The organism is Oceanimonas doudoroffii (assembly GCF_002242685.1).
Lineage (GTDB): Bacteria > Pseudomonadota > Gammaproteobacteria > Enterobacterales > Aeromonadaceae > Oceanimonas > Oceanimonas doudoroffii.
Genome location: NZ_NBIM01000004.1, coordinates 184,642 through 207,524 on the forward strand (window position 1 = coordinate 184,642; position 22,883 = coordinate 207,524).

Annotated in this window: 20 protein-coding genes; 11 read left to right on the forward strand and 9 right to left on the reverse strand. The window is 61.6% G+C overall.

The features are described 5' to 3' along the window. The first annotated feature begins 65 nt into the window (after positions 1–65). On the forward strand, positions 66–1,025 hold the full coding sequence (gene zntB, locus B6S08_RS13110) for a zinc transporter ZntB (protein WP_094201254.1): 960 nt from the start codon (positions 66–68) through the stop codon (positions 1,023–1,025). Position 1,026: 1 nt separating this feature from the next. On the opposite strand, the gene B6S08_RS13115 is transcribed toward zntB, so the two are convergent. From B6S08_RS13115 to B6S08_RS13130, 4 genes are read right to left on the reverse strand one after another with little or no spacing between them, the layout of a single operon-like run. Next, the gene (locus B6S08_RS13115) at positions 1,027–2,406 is read right to left on the reverse strand and encodes an ABC transporter ATP-binding protein (RefSeq protein WP_094201255.1); all 1,380 of its coding nucleotides are present in this window, start codon (positions 2,404–2,406) and stop codon (positions 1,027–1,029) included. Next, a complete protein-coding gene (locus tag B6S08_RS13120; protein ID WP_094201256.1) occupies positions 2,403–3,239 on the reverse strand; it encodes an ABC transporter permease in 837 nt (278 codons plus the stop codon). Before B6S08_RS13120 ends, B6S08_RS13115 begins: the two co-directional genes overlap by 4 nt. Beyond that, on the reverse strand, positions 3,236–4,171 hold the full coding sequence (locus tag B6S08_RS13125; protein WP_094201257.1) for an ABC transporter permease: 936 nt from the start codon (positions 4,169–4,171) through the stop codon (positions 3,236–3,238). The genes B6S08_RS13120 and B6S08_RS13125 overlap by 4 nt, the downstream gene beginning before the upstream one ends. After that, complete coding sequence (locus B6S08_RS13130) at positions 4,168–5,688, reverse strand: ABC transporter substrate-binding protein (RefSeq protein ID WP_094201258.1); 1,521 nt, start codon at positions 5,686–5,688, stop codon at positions 4,168–4,170. Before B6S08_RS13130 ends, B6S08_RS13125 begins: the two co-directional genes overlap by 4 nt. A gap of 165 nt (positions 5,689–5,853) precedes the next feature. Between B6S08_RS13130 and B6S08_RS13135 the strand changes: the two genes are divergently transcribed. Continuing rightward, positions 5,854–6,393, forward strand: coding sequence for a glutathione peroxidase (locus B6S08_RS13135; protein ID WP_094201259.1), 540 nt, complete (start codon positions 5,854–5,856; stop codon positions 6,391–6,393). Between the two features lie 98 nt (positions 6,394–6,491). On the opposite strand, the gene B6S08_RS13140 is transcribed toward B6S08_RS13135, so the two are convergent. Further along, positions 6,492–8,030, reverse strand: a complete 1,539-nt coding sequence (locus B6S08_RS13140; RefSeq protein ID WP_342744148.1) for a BCCT family transporter — start codon at positions 8,028–8,030, stop codon at positions 6,492–6,494. Positions 8,031–8,325: 295 nt separating this feature from the next. Between B6S08_RS13140 and B6S08_RS13145 the strand changes: the two genes are divergently transcribed. From B6S08_RS13145 to B6S08_RS13155, 3 genes are read left to right on the forward strand one after another with little or no spacing between them, the layout of a single operon-like run. Further along, positions 8,326–9,453: an aromatic ring-hydroxylating oxygenase subunit alpha gene (locus B6S08_RS13145; protein ID WP_094201260.1), complete on the forward strand. Its 1,128-nt coding sequence runs from the start codon at positions 8,326–8,328 to the stop codon at positions 9,451–9,453. Between the two features lie 33 nt (positions 9,454–9,486). Next, entirely contained in the window at positions 9,487–10,935 is a 1,449-nt protein-coding gene (locus tag B6S08_RS13150) for an NAD-dependent succinate-semialdehyde dehydrogenase (protein WP_094201261.1), read from the forward strand. Positions 10,936–10,958: 23 nt separating this feature from the next. After that, positions 10,959–11,909: a PDR/VanB family oxidoreductase gene (locus B6S08_RS13155; RefSeq protein WP_094201262.1), complete on the forward strand. Its 951-nt coding sequence runs from the start codon at positions 10,959–10,961 to the stop codon at positions 11,907–11,909. Positions 11,910–11,938: 29 nt separating this feature from the next. Here B6S08_RS13155 and B6S08_RS13160 read toward each other — a convergent pair whose 3' ends face one another. Both B6S08_RS13160 and B6S08_RS13165 read right to left on the reverse strand, forming a co-directional pair. Then, on the reverse strand, positions 11,939–12,880 hold the full coding sequence (locus tag B6S08_RS13160; RefSeq protein ID WP_094201263.1) for a helix-turn-helix domain-containing protein: 942 nt from the start codon (positions 12,878–12,880) through the stop codon (positions 11,939–11,941). Further along, positions 12,881–13,825 (reverse strand): LysR substrate-binding domain-containing protein, encoded by a 945-nt coding sequence (locus tag B6S08_RS13165; protein ID WP_094201264.1) that lies wholly within the window; start codon positions 13,823–13,825, stop codon positions 12,881–12,883. It lies immediately after the preceding gene. Positions 13,826–13,924: 99 nt separating this feature from the next. Between B6S08_RS13165 and B6S08_RS13170 the strand changes: the two genes are divergently transcribed. Then, positions 13,925–14,995 (forward strand): tartrate dehydrogenase, encoded by a 1,071-nt coding sequence (locus tag B6S08_RS13170; RefSeq protein WP_094201265.1) that lies wholly within the window; start codon positions 13,925–13,927, stop codon positions 14,993–14,995. A gap of 65 nt (positions 14,996–15,060) precedes the next feature. On the opposite strand, the gene B6S08_RS13175 is transcribed toward B6S08_RS13170, so the two are convergent. Beyond that, positions 15,061–16,593 (reverse strand): TerC family protein, encoded by a 1,533-nt coding sequence (locus tag B6S08_RS13175; protein ID WP_094201266.1) that lies wholly within the window; start codon positions 16,591–16,593, stop codon positions 15,061–15,063. Positions 16,594–16,863: 270 nt separating this feature from the next. Then, the gene (locus B6S08_RS13180) at positions 16,864–17,787 is read right to left on the reverse strand and encodes a LysR substrate-binding domain-containing protein (protein ID WP_094201267.1); all 924 of its coding nucleotides are present in this window, start codon (positions 17,785–17,787) and stop codon (positions 16,864–16,866) included. Positions 17,788–17,943: 156 nt separating this feature from the next. Here B6S08_RS13180 and putP point away from each other — a divergent pair, with 156 nt between their 5' ends. The 5 genes from putP (at position 17,944) to B6S08_RS13205 (ending at position 22,770) form a co-directional block, all read left to right on the forward strand. Then, positions 17,944–19,434, forward strand: a complete 1,491-nt coding sequence (gene putP, locus B6S08_RS13185) for a sodium/proline symporter PutP (protein ID WP_169716406.1) — start codon at positions 17,944–17,946, stop codon at positions 19,432–19,434. A gap of 26 nt (positions 19,435–19,460) precedes the next feature. Continuing rightward, the gene (locus B6S08_RS13190; protein ID WP_094201269.1) at positions 19,461–20,327 is read left to right on the forward strand and encodes an urea carboxylase-associated family protein; all 867 of its coding nucleotides are present in this window, start codon (positions 19,461–19,463) and stop codon (positions 20,325–20,327) included. A 68-nt stretch (positions 20,328–20,395) separates the two neighbouring features. Then, positions 20,396–21,142: a 5-oxoprolinase subunit PxpA gene (locus B6S08_RS13195; RefSeq protein ID WP_094201270.1), complete on the forward strand. Its 747-nt coding sequence runs from the start codon at positions 20,396–20,398 to the stop codon at positions 21,140–21,142. Continuing rightward, positions 21,139–21,849, forward strand: a complete 711-nt coding sequence (pxpB, locus tag B6S08_RS13200; protein WP_094201271.1) for a 5-oxoprolinase subunit PxpB — start codon at positions 21,139–21,141, stop codon at positions 21,847–21,849. The genes B6S08_RS13195 and pxpB overlap by 4 nt, the downstream gene beginning before the upstream one ends. Then, positions 21,850–22,770: a 5-oxoprolinase subunit C family protein gene (locus B6S08_RS13205; protein WP_094201272.1), complete on the forward strand. Its 921-nt coding sequence runs from the start codon at positions 21,850–21,852 to the stop codon at positions 22,768–22,770. The last annotated feature ends 113 nt before the right edge of the window (positions 22,771–22,883 follow it).

Sequence of the window (22,883 nt, forward strand, 5' to 3'; positions counted from 1 at the left end):
TTTCACATGAAACCACGCCATGCTTGCGTTAAGCTGGGGCTTTCTCGCGCCGGGGAGGAAGGCCGATGGAACCGCTACCGCAACAGTGCATTTATCGCCTGCAGCTTGGGGGGGAGAACGGGTTGCAGCCGCTGGCAGAAAGTGAGCCGGCGGCGGCGCCGGTATGGCTGCATCTGGACTATGAGCAGCCCGAAAGTGCCGGCTGGTTGCATACCACGCCGCTGATTCACGACAGCGCCCGGGACACCCTGCTGGGCCAGAGCAGCCGGCCCAAGCTGGTGCGCCAGGGCGATAACCTGCTGCTGACCCTGCGGGGCATCAACCACAACCAGGGCGACAGCCCGGAAGAGATGGTGGCGCTGCGCATTTACATCACGCCCCAGCTGATTATCAGCAGCCGGCACCGGCCCCTGCTATCGGAGCAGGACGTATACGAGCAGCTCGCCGACAGCGAGGGCCCGGTCACGCAAGGAGACTGGCTGGTGGAAATGTGCGACGCCCTCACCGACCGGGCCGGCGAGTTTGTGGAAAGCCTGCACGATCAAATTCTGGAGCTGGAAGAGCGCATTCTGGAGCGGGAAAGTCCGGCCCAGGGCCAGCTGGGCCGTATTCGTAAACAGTTGATTCTGGTGCGCCGTTACCTTTCTCCTCAGCGGGATCTGGTGGCGCGGCTGGCCAGCGAGAAAATCGGCTGGCTCAACGACGACGATCGCCGCCGCCTGCTCGATATTGCCGACCGGCTGAGGCGCTGGCTGGATGATCTCGACGCCGGTGTGGCGCGCACCGCGGTGCTGGCGGACGAGGTCAATAACCTGATGGCCGAGGCCACCAACCAGCGCGCCTATCAGATGTCGATCATGGCGCTGCTGTTTCTGCCCGCCAGCTTTCTTACCGGCCTGTTCGGCATCAACCTGGCCGGCATGCCGGGGGCCGATCACCCCGCCGCCTTCTGGATTTTCTGCCTGAGCCTGCTGGCCCTGGGCGGCGGCCTGGGGTTCTGGCTGCACCGCAATCGCTGGTGGTAAGTCAGCCCAGGGTAAGCACCCGGTCCGCCACCTTGTTCACCAGCGCCGCCTCGTGGCTCACCAGCAGCAGGGCGCAGCCCCGTTCCCGGGCCAGATCGGTCAGCAATTTGATGGTGTGCTGCTGGGTCACCAGATCCAGCCGCGAGGTGGGCTCGTCGGCAAACAGCAGCACCGGCTCCAGCAGCAGAATGCGCAGGATTGCCAGCCGCTGCAGCTCGCCCCCCGATACTTCCCGGGGCAGGCGATCCAGCAGATTCAGAGACAGCCCCAGGCGGGGCAGCAGCCGCTCCACTTCGGCCCAGTCCTTGCGGTGCAGTTTCACCAGATCCTGCAGGCCCTGGCCCAGGCGGCATTCCGGGGCAAAGGCGGCAGGCGGATCCTGATACAGCTTCTGGTAGCGGGTGCGAGGCAGGCTGGCATCGCGCCATACCGTGCCGGCGTCCGGCTCCAGCACGCCTAAGCAAATGCTGCCCAGGGTGCTCTTGCCGCAGCCGCTCGGGCCCACCACCCCCATGATCTCGCCGGCGTTCAGCTCAAAGGAAACATCACTGAACAGGCTGCGGCCGCCCCGGGACTTGGCCAGCCCTTCCACTTGCAGCACGCGCTCACCGGCGCCGGTTGGCGCCAGAGCCGGCCAGGCATCGGGCTCCGCCGCCAGCAGGGCCCGGCCATAGTCGCTCACCGGCGCCTTCAGCACGGCTTTCGCCGGGCCGGATTCCAGCACCTCGCCATTGCGCACTATCATCACCTCGCCGCCGAGCTGGCGGGCCACGGCAATGTCGTGGGTAATGGTGAGCAAGCCACCCCCCGCCTCAGCCACCTGCCTGAGCAGGCCGGTCACTTGATCCCGGCTGCCGGCGTCCAGGCCCTTGGTGGGCTCGTCGGCAATCACGATATCGGCGCCGCCGGTGCTGGCGGCGGCAAAGGCCAGCCGCTGCATCATACCCCCCGAGAGCTGGCCCGGCAGCCGATCAAGGGCATGACCCAGGCCAAGCCGGGTCAGATCCTCTTTGGCCAGCCGCCGGGCTTCAGGCCAGTCCCGGTCCGCCAGGTAGCGATAGCCCTCGGCCACCTGATCCACCGCCTTCATGGTGGGGTCCAGCGCCAGCCAGGGCTCCTGGGGCAGCATGGTGAGCCGGCGGCCCCACAGTTTGCGCCGCTCGGCGGCGGGCCGGCCGCTGAGTTCTTCGCCCCGCAGCCAGAGCCGGCCTTCCACCCGCAGCGCCGCCGGCAGGTTGCCCATAATGGCCTGGGCGATCAGGCTCTTGCCGGAGCCGGTTTCCCCCAGCAGGGTCAGCGGCCGTCCGGCGGTCAGGGTAAACGACAGCGGCCGCACTATGCCGGGCACCGCCAGTTGCTGTGCTTTCAGCAATTCGGTCATGGTTTGCGGCCTCCCGCCAGCAGGTTAAGGGCCAGCACCAGCAGAAACACCGCCGCTATGGGTTGCAGCAGTATCCAGGGGGCCTCGTGGTAATAGGGCAACAGCTCGGTCATCATCAGGCCCAGCTCGGCGGTGGGCGGGCGCAGCCCGACGCTGACAAAACCCAGGGCGGCAATGGCCAGAATGGCGGTGGCGGCGCCAAAGGCACCCAGGGTCAGCACCACGGGCGCCAGCGCCGGCCACAGGTGACGGCGCACTATATAGCCGGGGCCAAAGCCCAGCAGGCGCGAGGCCTCGATTTGCGGCGATGCCATCAGGGTACGGGTGGTCAGGCGCACCACGCGAAAATATTCAATCCACAGCACCAGGGCAATGCCCACATACAGGGTCCAGAAATTACCCGGCGCCAGGGCCACCAGCAGCAGCACCAGCAACAGCCCGGGCAGGGCCAGCAGGGTGTCGGCCAGCACGCCCAGCGCCCGGTCTACCCAGCCGCCGCGCCAGCCGGCAAGCACGCCCAGCAGCACGCCGGGCACGGCGGCGGTCACCACGCCCAGCAACGACAGGCCCAAAGACAACTGCACCGCCGAGCTCATGCGCGCCAGCATGCTGCGGCCCAGGTGATCGGTGCCAAACGGTTCGGCTGCTCCCGGCGCGGCCAAAATGCGACTGTAATTCTGCTTTACCGGATCCAGATCCATCACCAGCGGCAACACAAAGCCAAACAGGGCCAGGGCCAGCAACAGGCCGGAACCCCAGCGCTGACGGGTGTTCAGCCACCGGCGACCGCCGGCTTGGGCCGCCGGGGCAGTCAGGGTCGTAGCCTGAGTCATGCTTCTCTCCTTCTCGGATCGATACGGTGGCACAACAGGTCCACCAGGGCGTTCAGCAGCACGAACATCAGCCCCAGCACCAGGGCGGTGCCCTGGATCATGGGCACGTCCCGCGCCACGATGGCGTGCACCAGGGCATGGCCGATGCCGGGCCAGGCAAACAGGGTTTCCACCACCACCACGCCTTCGATCAGATACACCAGTTGCATGGCCTGATGGGCCAGCACCGGCACCGCCACGTTACGCAGGCCATGGCGCATAAACACTCGGCCCTCGCTCAGCCCCTTGGTGCGGCCAAAGGCGTAATAGGCGGAGCCGGCCACGCCCTGCATGGCGTTGCGGCTCACTCGGCAGGCCACCGCCGCCAGCCCCAGGGCCAGGGTCAGCGCCGGCAGCAGGGTGTGGGCGGCGGTGCCATGGCCGGCGGCGGGCAGCCAGCCCAGCTGCACCGCCAGCAACATCACCAGCAAAATGCCGATCACAAACTGAGGCAGGGCCCGCAGCACGGTGGCCAGCACCAGGGTCAGCCGGTCCAGCCGGCCGCCGGGCCTGAGCCCGGCGAGCAGGCCAAGGGGCGGCCCCAGCAACAGCGACAGGCCCACCGCGGCCACGGCCAGGGTGAAGGAGTGGCCCAGCTGGTGACGCAATTCCTCAATGACAGGGTCGCCACTCACCAGGGAGTTGCCCAAATCGAGTCGCAGCAGATCCCACAGCCACTGGCCCAGGGCCTGCCAGGCGGGCAGGCCCAGTCCCAGCTCGGCCTGCACCGCGGCGGCGGCGGCGGCATTCACATGGTCATAACCATAACGGCCGGCGGCAATGCGAAAAGCCATGTCGCCGGGTAGCGCCTGGGTGAGCACAAAGGTCAGCACGCCCACCATCAGCGCCACCAGCACCGCCTGCATCAGCCGATAGCTTAATACCGGAATCACTGGGCCCACCTCATGTCGCTCACGCGATAGCTACGCTCAAAGGGATCCATGCTGAAGCCCTCAACCTGCCTGGATACGGCGGCGGTCTGCTGATACCAGGCCACGGGAATCACCGGCAGCTGCTCATGCAAAATGGTGGCGGCTTCACGGCGCAATGCGGCGGTATCCTGGTCCTGGGTGGCGGTCAGCAGTTGCTGCAAAATCTCGCCCAGGCGCTCGGAGTGCCAGTTCATCGCGCCCCAGTCGCCGCCGTTCGGTCCAAAGTCCTGCAGCAGGGTGCCCAGAGGATCGGGCACCAGGGCAAAGTTGCGGGCCATCAGCCCCAGCTCCAGGGTGCCGTCCCGATGACCGGCGGGTATTTCACTGGAGTTGGCCACGTTCACCGCCAGCTCCACCCCCAGCTCCCGCCACTGATCCTGAATGGCGGTGGCCAGCAGGGGCAGCTCGGGCCGGTCGGAGAAGGTGGTCAGGGTCAGTTTAAAGGGCGTGCCGTTGCGGCTGAGCATGCCCTTGTCGTTCGCCTGCCAGCCCAGCCCGGCAAGCAGGGCCCTGGCCTGTTGCAGATCCCGCTCGGCACCGCTCACCTGGCTCAGGTGCCAGTCGGTCATGGACGGCGGAAACAGCTGGCCGGCACCGGCCTCGGGGGTGCGCAGCAGGGCCACCGCCATGCCGGTGCGCTCCAGCGCCAGACTCAGGGCCCGGCGCGCCTCGGGCTCGGCCAAAAAGGGATGCCCGGCGTTTACCTTCAGGGTCACGGTGCGGGGAATGGCCACGGCCTGCACGGCGAGTTTGGCATTACGCTGCAGCCGGGCTCGGCTTGCCGGATCCAGGGTAAACACGACATCGGCATCGCCGCTTTCGGCCATCAGTGCCCGGGTTTCGCCCCGGCCGGCGGCCAGGTAGCTGAGCCGTTCAATGGCCGGGGTTTCACCCCAGTAATCCTGAAAGACTCCGGCGGTCAGCTTTTGCGGCATTTGCAGCTGTTCAATGCGGTAGGGGCCGGTGCCAATGACCTGGGTGGCTTCGCCCGCCTCGTTGTAGGACGCCGGCGCCAGTATCTGCACCGAGCTGTGCGCCAGCAGGGCCGGCAGCGGCGCAAAGGGACTGCGCAGCCGCACCACCACCTCGTTGCCTTCGGCGGCAATGGCCGCCACCGGCGCCTGGCTCAGCATGCCCGGTTTGGCCAGGGCCAGTTTCAACGCCTGCACGGCCACCTCGGCGGTCAGCGGGCTGCCGTCGTGAAACTGTACGCCCGGGCGCAGGCGAAAGCGCCAGGTCAGCCGGTCTTCAGACAGTGTCCAGATTTCGGCCAGGCCGGCCTCGGGCTCGCCCCGATCGTCGACCTCTACCAGGGTCTCGCTGATCTGCAGCCGAGTGTAAACATAACCGGCCTTGGCGGGGTCAGTGCTGCCAATCTCCCAGGGCGCGACGATGTCGAGCACGCCTTCGGTGGCATGAGAAACGGCGGTAACGGCCAGCAGGCCGGCACCGAGCAGGATCGAACGGGGTTGCATCATGGGGGCTACCTGAAACGGAAGGGTGAACAATCAATATGGTTACAATATAACATCACATTTTACCTTTGCCGCCCAGCCCGAGTGCAAGCATTTGTTATTCGCCGGGGTCATTTTTTGTCAGTAACCTTACGCCATGCCCGTGCTGATTCCTGAAAGGAGAGTCGAATGAAGAAATTGTTCTGTGGCCTGTGCGGCCTGCTGCTGTGTCACACAGCCTCCGCCACCGAGCCCGATACCGCCGCCCTTTATCAGCACCAGCTGCCCCGGCTGCATTCCAGCGAACTTCTCGATATGAGCCAGTTTGCCGGCCAGCCGCTGCTGGTGGTGAACACCGCCAGCCACTGCGGCTTTACCGGCCAGTTTGAAGGCCTTGAGGCCCTGTATCAGCAATATAAGGATCAGGGATTAAAGGTGGTGGGCTTTCCGTCCAACGACTTCAAGCAGGAAGCCAAAAGCGAGGCCGAAGCGGCAGAGATGTGCTTTGTGAATTACGGCGTCACCTTTGACATGGCGGCACCGGTAAGCGTGAAGGGCGACCAGGCTCACCCCATTTTCAAGGAGATCACGCGCCAGAGTGGCAAGCAGCCCCGCTGGAACTTTTACAAGTTCGTGATTGATCGGAGCGGCCGGGTGACCGAGGTGTTTTCCAGCATTACCGGGCCCGAGAACAAGCGGCTGCAGGCCGCCATCGAAAAGGTATTGTAACCGGTGCAAACGCAGCAATGCCGACCCGAGGGCCGGCATTGCATTATTATTGGCGGCAATCTCGCCGCCCCAAGGGATCTGGCAGATGCCAGTGAGGCTCAGGGAGTCACGGCGCCTTCCGCCACCTCGTCCAGCGGCCCCTGGCCGGACTGCATGGCTCCAATCTCTTCATTCAGGCCCTTGTAGGTGGAATAACACATCAGCAGCATCAGCACCGACAGGGGCAAGGCGGTGGCCACCAGGGCGGACTGCAGTCCCGACAGGCCGCCGGTCATGATCAGCACGGCGGAAATGCCCGCAATCACCACGCCCCAGATCACCTTGGTCACGCTGGACGGGTTGGGGTTACCGTTCTCACTGACCATGCCCAGCACAAAGACGGCGGAGTTGGCCGAGGTCACAAAGAACACCAGTACCAGCACCATGGCCAGAATGCTGAGCAGGGTTCCCATCGGGAAGTAATCCAGGAACTTGAACAGCGCCGAGGTCACGTCGGTTTTCACCGCCTCGGCCAGGGCCACTTCACCCAGGTTCTGAATAATGTGAATGGCGGAGCCGCCCATCACGGCAAACCAGACAAAGGAGCCCAGGGCCGGAATAAATACCGCACCCATCATGAATTCCTTAATGGTTCTGCCTTTTGAAATGCGGGCCACAAAACTGCCCACCAGGGGAGCCCAGGCAATCCACCAGCCAAAATAGAACAGGGTCCAGCTGGCAATCCAGGTGCCGTCACTGTAGGGCTCGGTTCTGAACGACATGCTGATAAAGTTCTGAACGTAATCGCCAACCCCCTGGAACAGGATTTTGAAAATGGTCTGGGTCGGTCCCATCAGAATGACAAAGCCGAGCAGCGCAAAGGCCAGCAGCATGTTCAGGTTGGACAAATGCTTGATGGCGCCCTGCAGACCGGAAATGGTCGAGGCGATATAGACCACGGTCACAATGCCGATAATGACAACCTGGGTGGAAATGTTAACTGGCAGTTCCCAGAGCGCATTCATGCCGCTGTTCACCTGCAAAGTGCCAAAGCCCAGGGACGTTGCAATTCCGATCACAATGGAAAGAATAACAATAATATCAATCCACTTGCCCATGGGCCCCTTGATTCGATCACCGATTAACGGATGAAAGACCGAACTGAGTGAAGACGGCAGTTTTTTCCTGAATTGAAAAAAGGCCAGAGACACCCCCACCAGGGCATAACAGGCCCAGGCGGAAACGCCCCAGTGCAGATAAACATATTGCATGGCGGTTTTGGCCGCCTGCTCGCTATACCCTTCACCGACAGGGGGATCGATGTAATAGGAAACCGGCTCGGCAATGCCCCAGAACACAAGACTGATACCAATGGAGGCACTGAACAGCATGCCAATCCAGGTCGCAGTATTATATTCTGGGCGATCGTGGTCATCACCCAGGCGGATATTTCCGAATTTTGATACGCCCAAATACATGCAAAATGCAAAGAAAATAAACACACAACCAAGAATGAACCAGCCCAGGTTATTGTAAATAAAACCTAAAGATCCATTCGAAAACGACTCCAGCTTCTCAGGTATAAAAATTCCAGTACTTATCAACATAAGACTAAGAATTAACGATATATAAAATACCGATTTCTTATTTTTCATCATGATACGACCTCTCCATTTTCCTCACTCCATATGCTCCCACGGGTACGCCGCCGCACCGCGTAAACGACACCGAAGGTTGACAAAAGATAGCGATGGAGACAGTGTGCGTCAACAAAAAATTAACCGAAAGAAAACAACACAAAAACACATAAACCACTGTTTTATAAATAAAAACCAAAAATAAGTGTTAACTTGGTTAATTTTTTCAAAGATTCCCATTGACTAACAAGAGGATGGAGACCTAACATCCGCATAAAACGTCAACCCATAGTTTACACTGGGAGCAAAAGAAGCCATGAGCAATGCAAGCAAAGTCATTTCCATCAAGGACCACAGCGATATCGACAACGCCTGGACCATACCCGCCCGTTACTACACTTCGGACGACGTCTTTGAGTTTGAAAAGGAAAAAATCTTTGCAAACTCATGGGTTTGTGTTGCCCATTGCAGTGAAGTGGCCGACAAGAACGCCTATATCACCCGTGAGCTGATCGGCGAGAGCCTGGTTATTGTGCGGGGCCGGGACGGCGTGCTGCGCGGCTTCTACAATGTTTGCCCCCACCGTGGTCATCAACTGCTGAGCGGTGAGTCGGGCAAGGCCAAAAACGTGATCACCTGCCCCTACCACGCCTGGGCCTTTAAGCTGGATGGCCAGCTGGCCCACGCCAACAACTGCGAAAACGTCAACAACTTCGAAGCGGATGCCATGAGCCTGAGCAGCTTCCACGTGGTTGAGCACGCCGGCTTTATCTACGTCAACCTGACCCGGGGCGAGCCCCAACCCATCGAGGAACAGCTGCCCGGCCTGGCCGAGAAAATGGAAGAAGCCTGTGCCGTCATCAGGGATCTGAAGCTGGCGGCCCGCTTTGTCAGCCATACTCCGGCCAACTGGAAGACCATCGTCGACAACTATATCGAGTGCTATCACTGCCCGACCAACCATGTCAGCTTTGCCAGCTCGGTAGACGTGAACGTGTATGACCATCAACTGCATGACAACTGGACCGTGCAGATCGGCAAGGCCAAGCCGTCCGAATCTTCCTACCAGTTCGACAGTTCACTGGTAGATCCGCGCTTCTCCGGCTTCTGGATCTGGCCCAGCACCATGTTCAACATGCCCCCGGGTGGCGACTTCATGACGGTGATCTACGAGTTTCCGATCAGCGCCGGCGAGACCCTGCAGCATTACGACATTTACTTCCTGAACGAAGAGCTGACCGAATACCAGAAAAACCTGGTCGACTGGTATCGCGATGTATTCCGCCCGGAAGATCTGCGCCTGGTCGAGAGCGTACAGCGCGGCCTCAAGTCCCGGGGTTACCGGGGTCAGGGCCGCATCATGGCCGACCGCCAGCGCAGCGGCATCAGTGAGCACGGTGTGGCCCACTTCCACAAGCTGGTTGCCGGTGCACATCAGGACTGACGGCACGCCTTCCCCATCAAGGAGCATTACAAGATGAATATTCTCAGCAATCAGGACCTGTTCCGGCAGGCCTGCTACGTCAACGGTCAGTGGATTGATGGCGACAACGGCATTGCCGTGACCAACCCGGCCGACCAGTCGGTGCTGGGCACCGTGCCCAGCCTCTCCGTGGAGCAGGTGAACGACGCCATTGTGCAGGCCCATGCCGCCATGGCCGGCTGGAGCGCACGGACCGCCAAGGAGCGCGCCAAGATTTTGCAGCGCTGGTTTGAACTGATCGAAGCCAATATCGACGATCTGGGCACCATCATGACCCTGGAGCAGGGCAAGCCGCTGCAGGAGGCCAAGGGCGAGATCCGCTATGCGGCGTCCTTTATCGAGTGGTTCGCCGAAGAAGGCAAGCGTGTCTACGGCGAGACCATTCCGCAGACCGTCAGCACCAATCGCCTGTCTACCATCAAGCAGCCTATCGGTGTGTGCAGCGCCATCACGCCCTGGAACTTTCCAGCCGCCATGATCACCCGCAAGGCCGCGCCCGCCCTGGCGGCAGGCTGCAGCATCATCATCAAGCCGGCCTCGGAAACGCCGTTCACCGCCCTGGCCCTGGCCGAACTGGCCGCCCAGGCGGGCATTCCCGCCGGCATTTTCAACGTGATCACCGGCGATGCCCGCACCCTGGGTGAACCCCTGACCAAGCATGAGCTGATCAGCAAGTTTTCCTTTACCGGCTCCACCCAGGTTGGCCGCAAGCTTTATGAGCAGTGCGCCTCAACCATCAAGAAAACCTCCCTTGAGCTCGGCGGCAACGCGCCCTTTATCGTGTTTGACGACGCCGATATCGACAAGGCCGTGGCCAGCGGCATGCTGGCGAAATTCCGTAACGGCGGCCAGACCTGCGTTTGTGTTAACCGCTTTTACGTGCACGACGCCGTTTATGACGAGTTCCTGGAAAAATTCACCGCCAGGGTCGCCGAACTGCGGGTGGGCAACGGGCTGGAGCAAAACACCGATATCGGCCCCATGATCACTCGGCGTGCCATTGAGGGCATGAATGTGCTGCTGGAAGATGCCCTGGCCAAGGGCGCCCGCCTGGTGGATCTCGGCACCGAAATCGAGGAGCAGGGCAACTACATCAACCCGAAGATCCTGGTTGATGTGGATGACTCCATGGACATAGTGCACGAAGAAATCTTCGGCCCCATTGCCACCCTGATCCGTTTCACCGATGAAGACGAAGTGCTGAACCGGGCCAATGACACCATTTTTGGCCTGGCCGCCTACTTCTTCTCTCAGGATGTGCGCCGGGTATACCGCGTGGCAGAGCGACTGGAAAGCGGCATGGTCGGCATCAATACCGGCATGATTTCCAATGAAGTCGCGCCCTTTGGCGGGGTCAAGCAGTCCGGCCTGGGTAAGGAAGGCTCCCGATACGGCATTGAGGACTACCTGAAAGTGAAGTACCTCTGTATCGACATCGCCTGATTTGAAATAAAGCGAGTACCGTTATGCACCAGCAAAAAATTGCCGTCAGCGTCAGCAAGATCGAACGACTGAGCCCCAACATCAAGATGTTTGAATTTACCGCCAAGGATACTCCCCTGAGTACCTTTCGTGCCGGTAGCCATGTCACCGTACACATGGATGAGGTGGGGATCAGACGCGCCTACTCGCTGATCAGCGACCCTGATCGTCCCGAGCACTACCGCATTTCGGTGCTGCGGGATGAAAGCTCCAAGGGAGGTTCCGCCTACATGCACGACAGCGTGGCGGAAGGGGATGAACTGTTCCTGTCACCGGCAGAGAACTTCTTTCCGCTGGTTCATGACAATACCTGCAAGCATGTGCTGGTTGCCGGCGGCATCGGCATCACGCCCTTCCTGTCCTACCTCTATGAGCTGGAACAGGCGGACATGGAGTTTGAGCTGCATTACTGCTTTCGCGATGGCGCCAATGCCGCCTATGTGAATCATCTGCGCGAGCGCATTGGTGATCGGCTGCATGTGTATGACAACGCCCAGGATCAGCACCTGTCGGTGGAGCAACTGGTGGCGCGCCAGGGCAAGAACACTCATCTCTATGTGTGTGGTCCCCAGCCGCTGATCAACGCGGTGATTGAGCACGGCAATGCCCTGCTGGGAGAAGAACAGACCCACTTCGAGAACTTTGGCGAAGTGGCCAGCAACGGCGACTCCTTTGAGGTGCACTTTCAGCGTTCCGGCTTCACCCTGGAGGTGGGCGAGAACATGTCCATCCTGCAGGCCATCGAGGCCGACAAGCGTATCGCGATTGACTGCATGTGCCGCAACGGCGTGTGTGGCACCTGCGAAACCGCCATTCTGGAAGGGGAAGCCGATCACCGCGATCACTACCTGGACGACGATGAACGCGCCTCTCAGCAGACCATGATGATCTGTGTCTCACGGGCCCGCAGCAAACGCCTGGTGCTGGATCTCTGATATTAATTGGCGCCCTGCCCGGGGCGCCATTATTTGGCCGCCCGGCCCGCTTCCTGCTCGAACTCGAACATCAGAAACGACTGCTGATCATCGTCCAGGTGGTGGTGTGCGGTGACCTCCCAGCCCTGAAACTGCAGCCGGCCCTTTCCGGTTTCGCACACTCGCTCCAGCCATGCCTTGTTGTTCATCACCAGCTGATACAACAACCGTTGCAGCTCCAGATAATCCAGACTGTCGGCCTGCCCCTGGCGGTTACTGACCAGGATCTCGCCGGCCTTGTCGGTAAACACCACAGGGTGATCCATGTGCGCCAGCAGCACATCAAAATACTGCTTCATCTTGCGCAGGCGCAGCTCGTTATTCTTGCGCTCGGTGTTGTCGAGGCTGATGCCCAGCAGCTTGGTGACCTTGCCGTTGGGCCCCTTGACCCCGGTGGCCCGGGAAGTGATCCAGCGATGCTGGCCATGACGCTCGATTTTAAAGTCCATTTCATGGGCGCCACCTTCACGAATAATCCTGGAGTAGCCGTTCACCAGTTTGTCGCGGGCCTCATCGTTCATCAGGGCCCAGAAGTCATCGTTGGTGTTCAGGCGCACGCCATAAACGGCTTCCACATTGTCGGAGTATTGCAGCTCATCCGTCAGCAGGTCCCACTCCCAGGTGACGATTTCGGCCGATTCCTGCAGGTGTAACTCGGTGATATTGCTGACCCGGGTCTGTCCGGTATCGGCTTGCTGCTGGCCCTGCTCCGGCTGGACGTTGGTATATTCCCCGTACTTCAGCCAGATCTTGTCGACCTCCAGATGGCTGGCCAGGCGGTCGAGGTTGCCTTCATCGATCATGCCCCCCTTGGTCCACTTGTTGACCGCGGTACGGGAGACCCCCAGGGCCTCGGCCAGCCTGAGCTGGCTCATTTTCTTTTGTTTCAGCAGGGCCAGCAGGCGTTTTCCAAATTCATTGGTGCTCGTCATTTATCTTTGTTTACCTTGTGTTTGTTCGTCCTGACCCTTCCATTGCATGTTGTCCGCCAGGTACGTTTCCAGGCTCTCGATAAACACGCGCAGGTTGGCGCTGGTTCTGACACTGCGGGTATATACCGCATACACATCGGCGGTCTGATACCACGCCGGCAGCACCCGGACCAGCAGCCCCTGTTCCAGCTCCTTCGCCACGCTCCAGATGGAGCGCAGCAATATGCCTTCACCGTTCAGGCACCATTGTTTGGCCACGTCGCCGTTATTGACACTCAGGCTGCTGTTGGGAGAGACCGTCATGCGCTCTTCTCCGCGCTCTATTTTCCAGGCGGCCGGGGCCTGATTGCGCTCGCGAATGCAGATGCAGGTATGCTGCCGCTCCAGCTCCTTGGGATGCTCGGGCCGGCCGTGCCGGGCCAGGTAGTCGGGCGAGGCACAAAGGATCCTGATGTTGTTGGCGAGGCGCCGTGCAATGTGCTGCTCCGGCAGGGTGCCGCCGATGCACAGATCCAGATCCATGCGTTCACCGATGAGGTCCACCGGCCTGTCGACCAGGGTCAGATCAATGCCCAGTTGTGGATAGCGCGCGCGCAGCGACAGAATAAAGGGGTTGAGGTATGCCGCCCCAAAGCCGGTGCTGCAGCTGATGCGCAGCACACCGCTAATCTCTTCACGACAGGCACCCAGTGCGGCCTTCATGTGCGCCAGCTGCTGCAGCAGCTGTTCGCCGGTGCCGAGCACGATTTCCCCTTCCGGGGTCAGACTGATGGCGCGGGCAGAGCGAAAGAACAGCACCAGCCCCAGGTTTTCCTCCAGCAGCTTGATGCGTTTGGACACATAGGCCGGAGACACCATCAACTGCTCCGCCGCGCGGGCAAAACTCATCAGGCGGGCGGCGGTGACAAACACCCTGATGTCTTCCAGGGCGGGCAGCTTGTCCATAAACCGTAAACCCAAAGATTACATTTCGTGCCTACATCTTATCAGAGCAGATCATAAACTGGTTGCCTAAATTCTCACTTTGAACAGCCAGGGGTAATCATGGGAACACATTTCAATATCGCCGTCATTCCCGGCGACGGCATCGGCAAGGAAGTCATTCCCGAAGGCCTGAAGGTACTGCAGGCCGCCGCCGGCAAGCACGGCATCAGCATGGAGTTCACCCATTTCGACTGGTCGTGCGAGACCTACCACAGCACCGGCAAAATGATGCCGGACGACGGCCTGGAGCAGCTCAGCAAGTTCGATGCCATTTTCCTGGGGGCGGTTGGCTTTCCCGGCGTGCCCGACCATATCTCCCTGTGGGGCCTGTTGCTGCCGATTCGCCGCGCCTTCAACCAGTATGTCAACCTGCGTCCGGTGCGCCTGTTTGAAGGGCTGCAGTCACCGCTGGCCAACAAACAGCCCGGTGACATCGACTTTTATGTGGTACGCGAAAACGTAGAGGGCGAATACTCCGCCATCGGCGGCATTCAGTATGAAGGCACCGAGGACGAGGTGGTTTCCCAGCAAAGCATCTTTACCCGCAAGGGCACGGACCGCATTCTGAAATATGCCTTTGAGCTGGCCCGCTCCCGGGACAAGAAACACCTCAGCTCGGCCACCAAGTCCAACGGCCTGTTTCATTCCATGCCCTACTGGGACAGCCGGGTGGCGGCCATGGCGAAAGACTACCCCGACCTTAAGGTGGACCAGTTCCATATCGACATCTTCACCGCCAACCTGGTGAGAATGCCGGAATTCTACGACGTGATTGTGGGCTCCAACCTGTTCGGGGATATTTTGTCCGATCTGGGTCCCGCCTGCACCGGCACCATTGCCATTGCGCCGTCCGCCAATATCAACCCGGAGAAAACCTTTCCCTCCATGTTTGAGCCGGTGCACGGCTCGGCCCCCGATATTGCCGGCCAGAACATCGCCAACCCCATCGGCACCATCTGGGCAGCGGCCATGATGATGCAGCACCTGGGCAGCCAGGCCATGCACGACACCATCATGAGCGCGGTGGAAGCCGCCATTCGCGACCGACTCTCCCTGACCCGGGACATGGGCGGCACGGCCAGCACCCAGGAGCTTGGCCAGGCGGTCACCGACCTGATCCTCGCCCAGTAACCGGCGCGGTAACGGACACAAAAAAAGGGAGCACCGACGTGCTCCCTTGTTGATCAGTCACCGGTTCAGGCGGCGAGCGGAGTGATGCGCACCTGGGCGATGCGGAAGTCTTCCACTTCCGTGACCTCAAAGCGCAGATCCTCGTGCTCAAACACGGCACCGGCTTCCGGCAGCTGACCGGCCAGCGCCAGCAGCATGCCCGCCAGGGTGGCGTATTCGTCATCCGGATCCACCAATCCCTTGCGTGACAGTACCTGCTCCAGGTAGTGCAGATCGGTACTGCCCTTGACCAGCCAGCCGTTGTCTTCCACCAGCACTTCCGGATCCTCGTCTTCGTCGAGAAACTCGCCGACAATGGCTTCCAGCAGGTCGTGGGGCGTGACCAGACCCTGCACGGTGCCGAACTCATCGTTCACCAGCACCATGTTGCCGCGGGCGTCGCGCAGCACGTTGAGCAGTCGGATCACGCTGATGCTGTCGGGCACGATAATGGGCGCGCCGCCTTCCGCCAGCTCCGCCAGGGTCTTGCCAGCCTTCAGGCCGGCCATCAGATCCTTGGCCCGCACCACGCCCAGCAGGTTGTCGAGCTCGCCGTCGCACACCGGGAACTGGCTGTGGGACGAAGCCATCAGCTCCGCCACCTGCTCTTCCCGCGTGTCGTTCACGTCCAGCCAGACGATGTCGGAGCGGGGCGTCATCACGGTGCGAATGGAGCGCTCGGCCAGCGACAGCACGCCGCTTATCATATTGCGCTCTTCTTCCACAAAGCCCTGCTGCTCGGTTTGCTGGGGCGCTTCTTCAGACTCGTCTTCGGCCTTCAGCTTGCCCCCCATCAGCCGGAAAATGGCGTCTGTGGTGCGTTCCCGCAGGGGCCGGTGGGCTTCCTGGCGGACCTTGTTGCGCTGGGCCAGCTGGTTAAAGAACTCGATAAGAATCGAGAAGCCAATGGCCGCATACAGATAACCCTTGGGAATGTGGAAGCCAAAGCCTTCCGCCACCAGGCTGAAACCGATCATCAGCAGGAAGCTCAGGCACAGCACCACGACCGTGGGGTGGGCGTTGACGAAGTCGGTCAGGGATTTGGATGCCGCCAGCATCACCGCCATGGCGACCACCACGGCGATCATCATCACCGCCAGGTTATCGACCATGCCCACGGCGGTAATAATGGAGTCGAGCGAAAACACCGCATCCAGCACCAGGATCTGGGCAATCACCACGCCAAAGCCGGCATAGACATTGCTTTTCTCCTCTTCCTGCATGTTGCCTTCCAGCCGCTCGTGCAGCTCGGAGGTGGCCTTGAACAGCAGGAACAGACCACCGGCCATGAGAATGAGGTCCCGCCCCGAGAAGCTGAAGCTGCCCAGGGTCACCAGCGGTGTGGTCAGCGTCACCAGCCAGGACACCACACTCAACAGGCCCAGGCGCATCACCAGCGCCAGGGTCAGGCCTATCACCCGTGCTTTTTCCCGCTGATGAGGCGGCAGTTTTTTCACCAGAATGGCAATAAATACCAGGTTGTCGATACCCAGTACGATTTCAAGAATAACCAGTGTCAGCAAACCCGCCCACACGGACGGATCCATCAGGAATTCCATGTTTTACCTCGTTGAGAGAATGTGGTTAAGCGGATCAGCGAATCACGCGCGCCAGGCCGGAAACGTGAGTATAGTCACGGCAGCGAGCGGGTCGGAACAAAACGGCGGACGCCGGAAAAAGCGGGGAAAGGCAGGAAAATGAGTGATTAACAGCGTGTTGCAAGCAACTTCGCGAGCAGTCCATATAGTACACCGGCGTTTGGCCGGACCTCTTGGTTAAAATGAGCGCATATCATAATCGGAAAACGCCCGCTGGCAATAGTATTTCGATTATCTGCTCGGCCGGGGGCTGAGCCCGGGATCACCCCCCTGGACCGCCCCGTTCGCAGCCTGCTCCCGAATCCAATCGCAAAAGACCTGCACCGCCGTCGACGGCTGGGGATGATGGAACAGCCAGTACGCCCGCTGTTCATTCACCGGCTGATCGAACAAGGTCAGCAGGGTGCCCTGAAGCAGTTCGTCCTCGATCAGCCGGAGCGGACACAAGGCTACTCCCTGACCGGTAATGGCAGCGGCGCTGAGCAGGTTGAATTCCTGGTAAATGCCGCCGTCGCTCAGGGTAGCCGGATTGAGCCCGTGGTGCCGAAACCACTGCTGCCAGGGCTGGTGGGAATGATCGTGCAGCAGTTCCCAGTGCAGCAAGTCCACCGGCTGACGGGCTTCCCCCACTCGATCCAGATACAAGGGGCTGGCCACCGGATAGGTGGCCCCGGAAAACAACCGCTGCCCCTCGGCCTGTGCCGGCGGCTCGCCATCCAGCCAGTTGATCAGCACATCGGCCTCGGCATCGATGGGAGCATAGAGGTAATCGGCATACTGAATGCTAATGGACAGCTCCGGGTAGCGCTCGCGAAAGCCACTCAGGCGCGGGATCAGCCAGCGCACCGCCACAGAGGGCAGGCAGCGCACCCGCAATCGCTGCCCCTGTTCCTTACTCAACAGGCCATCCACCGCCTGGTCGAGCAGGCGAAACCCTTCACGCAACCCTTCCGCCAGCCGCCGCCCTTCGGCGGTCGGCACCACGCCGCGTCCGCTGCGGGCCACCAGGGCGACTCCCAGGCTGTCTTCCAGCCGGCGCAGCTGGTGGCTGACTGCCGACTGGGTAATGCTCAAGGCCTGAGCCGCCGCCCTCAGGCTGCCGGTCGAGACGATGGCATCAAAGGCTTTCAGGGAAGACAGGCTGGGGCGCACCATAAAACATGACTTAAATTCATATAATGATCGAATTTATATCACTTTTAGATAATTAAAAACATATATAACCTCGTTCTCATCAGGTTTTGCGCCAGGGGTGGCGCCCCGGCCATGCCCCGGTCACACCGATCTCAATCAGGGAAGAAACAACGAGGTATCTCTATGGACACGGCAGTGCTGGTCTCTTTCGGACTCTATTTGCTGATGATGCTCGGCATCGGATTTTACTTCTATCGGGCCACTAAGAACCTGTCTGACTACATATTGGGCGGCCGTAACCTGCCCCCTAGCGTGGCGGCACTCAGTGCCGGCGCCTCGGACCTGAGCGGCTGGGCCCTGATGGGCCTGCCCGGCGCCATCTTCTCCCAGGGCCTGGGTCAGGCCTGGATCGCCATCTGGACCGTGATCGGCATCTACCTGAACTGGACCCTGATTGCCGAACGGCTGCGGGTGTTCACCGAGGCTGCCGGCAACGCCCTGACCCTACCCGACTACCTGGAAAGCCGTTTCGATGATCGCAACCGCATACTGCGTACCCTGTCGTCCCTGGTCATGCTGTTGTTCTTCACGTTTTATGTGTCGGCCGGCATGGTCGGCGGCGCCGTGCTGTTTGAAAGCCTGTTCGAGATCGACTACCACACAGCCCTGTGGGCCGGTGCCCTGATCATAGTCTCCTACACCTTTCTCGGCGGCTTTCTCGCCGCCTCCTGGACCGATCTGGTGCAGGGCATCATGATGGCCCTGGCGCTGCTGTCAGTAGCAGTGATGACCTGGCTCAACCTGCCCGTCGACACCAAGTTGCCGGCCCAGGCTCCCGCCATGAAGGGCTTCTGGGACGATATCAGCCTGATAGGCATGATTTCTCTGGCCGGCTGGGCCATCGGTTACTGCGGTCAGCCCCACGTGGTGGTGCGCTTTATGGCGGTACGCAAACGTGAAGACATCGCCGTGTCCCGTCGCATCGCCTTGGGCTGGTCCGTGATCACCATGGGCTCCGCGGTGGCGGTCGGCGTGTTCGGCTTTCAGTGGTTCGGCGGCAACCTGGACAACAGCGAACGAGTGTTTCTCGATCTGGCCCATCTGATGCTTAACCCCTGGGTCGCCGGCTTCGTACTGGCCGGGGTGCTGGCCGCCATCATGAGCACCATAGATTCCCAGTTGCTGGTCTGCTCCAGCGCCCTGTCCGAAGATCTGTACCGTGGCTTTATGCGGCCTCAAGCCAGCCAGCAGGAACTGGTCTGGGTTGGCCGACTGAGTGTAGCGGCGGTGGCCGTGATCGCCGGCATCATGGCTACGGATCGAGACAGCAGCATTCTGGAGCTGGTCGCCTACGCCTGGGGCGGTTTCGGTGCTGCCTTTGGCCCGGTCATTCTGCTGTCTTTGTTCTGGCGCAGCATGAGCCGCAACGGCGCCATCGCCGGCCTGCTCACCGGCGCCCTGGTGGTGGCCCTGTGGAAGCCGCTGAGCGGCGGCCCGGCCGGCATCTTCGACATCTTTGAGGTGGTTCCCGGCTTCTTCGCTTCACTGCTGGCCATAGTGGTGGTCAGCCGCCTGGGTGGCGCCGAACGCGAACAGCGCCGCTTTGACACCCTACTGCAGGCCCTGGGCAACCGTGCCACTCCGGCCGCCGTGACCACCAGCCACTAATTCATCATCAACAGGAGTCAGCCAACATGGCCAAAGTACCCGCAGCCTATCAGGCAACCAAGGGATCCATACTGGATGTGGATAAAGCCTTCTACGACCGGCTCACCGCCGCCAACACCGAGCGCACCCTGCTCGAAACGGTTACCGTACCGATGCGCGACGGCCAGGCCTGGGTGGTGCCCGCCGGTCACGTATTTCGCATCAAGGTGACCGAAGGCCCTCAGGTAGGGGATTTCAATATGTGGAACCTGCACAACCCTCGCGAGCGGATGTGGGCTTCGCGCACCCGCCAGCTGCAGCGTGCCCACGTCAGCACCTATGATCGGCTGTGGTCCACCCTGCCCTATCTGAGACCCATGGCTACCATCATCGACGACAGCCTGGCCGACTACGGTGTCGACGAAGACGGCGGCCGAGTACATGACCTGCTGGGTACCCGCTGCGATCCCTATGTGAACCGCCTGCTCACCGGCGAGGACTTTGACTTCCACTGCCACTCCAACCTGGTACGGGCGGTACAGCCTTACGGCCTTACCGAACTGGACGTGCACGACGTGCTCAACGTGTTCCAGTGCACCGGCCTGAACGACGACGACCAGTACTTCATGAAGGCCTGTCCGGCCCAAAAGGGAGACTACCTGGAGTTCTTCGCCGAAATCGACCTGCTGTGCGCCATGTCCTGCTGCCCGGGCGGAGATCTGTCCATCGACCTGTGGGGACCGGAAGCACGCGACCCGCTGGAAACCTGTAACCCGCTGGACGTGGAGATCTATGCAGTCGAGCCCGCGTTGCTGGCGGACTGGTCATCACCCCAACCTGCCCCCTACAAGGGCAACCATGGCATGCATCTGCAGCGGGTTGACTGGCCGGCGCTGAAAAAAGCCTGCTGCTAAGCGGGGTGCCCGGCCTGGCCGGGCACAGTAAGATAGGCAGAGTAACCATCACGGAGAGAGTGGCCGCCATGCCAAAACTACTGCTGAATGCCGATATGGGGGAGAGCCTCGGCCCCTGGAAAATGGGAATGGACGAGGCGGTGATGCCCTTTGTCGATCTGGCCAACGTGGCCTGTGGCTTTCACGCCGCCGACCCGGACACCATGCGCCGTACCGTGCGCCTGGCCCTGAAGCATAAGGTGAACGTGGGCGCCCATCCCGCCTACCCGGATCTGGTAGGGTTTGGCCGCCGCTCCCTGGCCTGTTCTCCCACCGAAGTGGAAAACATGGTGCTCTACCAACTGGGGGCACTTAACGCCATCTGCCGGGCCGAGGGCACACAAGTGCATTACGTCAAACCCCACGGCGCCCTCTACAACGACATGATGCGTGATCACGACCGGCTGGCGGCGGTAATGCGCGCCGTGGCCGCCTTTGACGCCGGCCTGCCGCTGATGCTGATGGCCACCGCCGACCCTCGTCCGGCCCGGGAGCTGGCCGACCAGCATGGTGTTACCCTCTGGTTTGAAGCCTTCGCCGACCGGGCCTACGACGCCGATGGCTTTCTGGTGCCGCGCAGTCAGGCCGGCGCCGTGCATCACGATGCCAAAGTGATCGTCGAGCAAGCCCGGCGCATTGCCCAGGGCGAAACACTGGTCGCCAGCGACGGCAGCGCGCTGCGCCTCGTTGCCGATACCCTGTGCGTGCACGGCGACAACCCGGAGTCTATCGCCGCCATTCAGGCCATTCGCCAGGCACTGGAGTCGCTGTCGTGAGTGCCCTGCCCCGGCTGGAGAATGCCGGCATGGACGCCTGGCTGGTGCGCCTGTTCGATCATATCGACGAGCGCAACATGGGCTGGATCACCGCCCTGGTGCGTGCCTGCGAACAGGCCTTTGGCCCCCGGCTGATTGACCTCATTCCTTCATACACCACGGTGCTGGTGCAGTTCGATGCCCTGATCCTGGACCATGCCGAGGCTCGCCGCCTGCTGGCGGACATTCTGGCCCGGTTGCGTCCGGATCAGGATGAAGGAGAGGTCCCGATCAAGGAGCTGCCGGTGTGGTATCACCCCAGCGTGGGCCCCGACATGGCCCGGCTGGAACAAAGCACCGGTCTGGATGCGACCCGGCTTATCGCCCTGCACAGTGAGCACACCTACCGAGTGTTTGCCCTTGGCTTCGCCCCCGGGTTTGCCTTTATGGGCTCGGTGCCGCCAGCGCTGGAACTGCCCCGGCTCGATACGCCGCGCCGGCGAGTGCCGGCGGGCAGCGTGGCCATTGCCGGCCGCCAGACTTCCGCCTACCCCCAGGCCTCACCCGGCGGCTGGAATTTGCTCGGCCGCACCAGCGCCCGCCTGTTCGATCCGGCCAGCGAAGCACTCAGCCTGCTGCAGGTGGGTGATCGGGTACGCTTTACCCCGGTCGGCAAGGCCGAATTCGAACGGCTGGGCGGCGACACCACCCCCATGGAGGAGCGTTAAATGAGCGCGGGATTCATCACCATCAACCGCCCCGGCCCCCTGACCACGGTGCAGGACGCCGGTCGCTTTGGCATACGCCGGCTGGGTATTACTCAGGGCGGCCCGGCCGATCTGCACGCCTGGGCCTGGGCCAACTGGCTGGTGGGCAATCCCTGGGGCAGTGCCGCCGTCGAGATCACCCTGGGCGGGCTGGAGCTGACTGCCGAGCATGACTGCCTGCTGGCACTGACCGGTGCCGACATGCAGGCCAGCCGCAACGGCGAGCCCCAGCCCGGCTGGCAATCCTTTACCCTCAAGGCCGGCCAGCGGCTCAGCCTGGACATGTGCCGGCAGGGTGTGCGCGGCTATCTGGCGGTGGCCGGCGGTTTCGTTGCCGAGCCGGTGCTGGGCAGCGCCGCCTGCGTGGTACGCGACGGCCTCGGTGGTCACAGAGGGGACGGCAGCAAGCTGGCCGAAGGGGACAGGCTGGCCTTCGCCGGCGGCGGTCAGGCCCGCCCCCTGCCGGTGAACGCACTGCCCGATTACGCCGAGCCCGTGGTGCTCGGACTGATCCCCGGCGCCCAGATTGCCGAATTTGACGGCGCCAGCCTGTTTGAGGCCTTTAACCGGCCCTGGCAGGTCGACACCCGGGCCGATCGCATGGGCGTGCGCCTGCTTGGCCCGACCCTGAAGTGCAAGCTGACCTCCATGGTGTCGGAAGGCATCAGCCTGGGAGCGGTGCAGGTGCCCCCCGACGGCCAGCCCATCGCACTGCTCAATGACCGACAAACCATTGGCGGCTACCCCCGCCTCGGCACCCTCAGCCCGCTGGCCTGTGCCCGCCTGGCCCAGTGCCCGCCGGGCAGCGAGCTGCGCCTGCGCGCCATCAGTCAGGAGCAGGCACTACGCGACTACCGCCGTTTCCGCACCCGGTTCAACTGAACGCTGTACTGGCCTGCAGATCTGGATCCCCACTCGGATCTTGCGGGGATCCGAGTGCAAGGATCCTTATTGCAGTGCAACATGAGATCCTCGATCTCGAAGGGTAGCCAGCC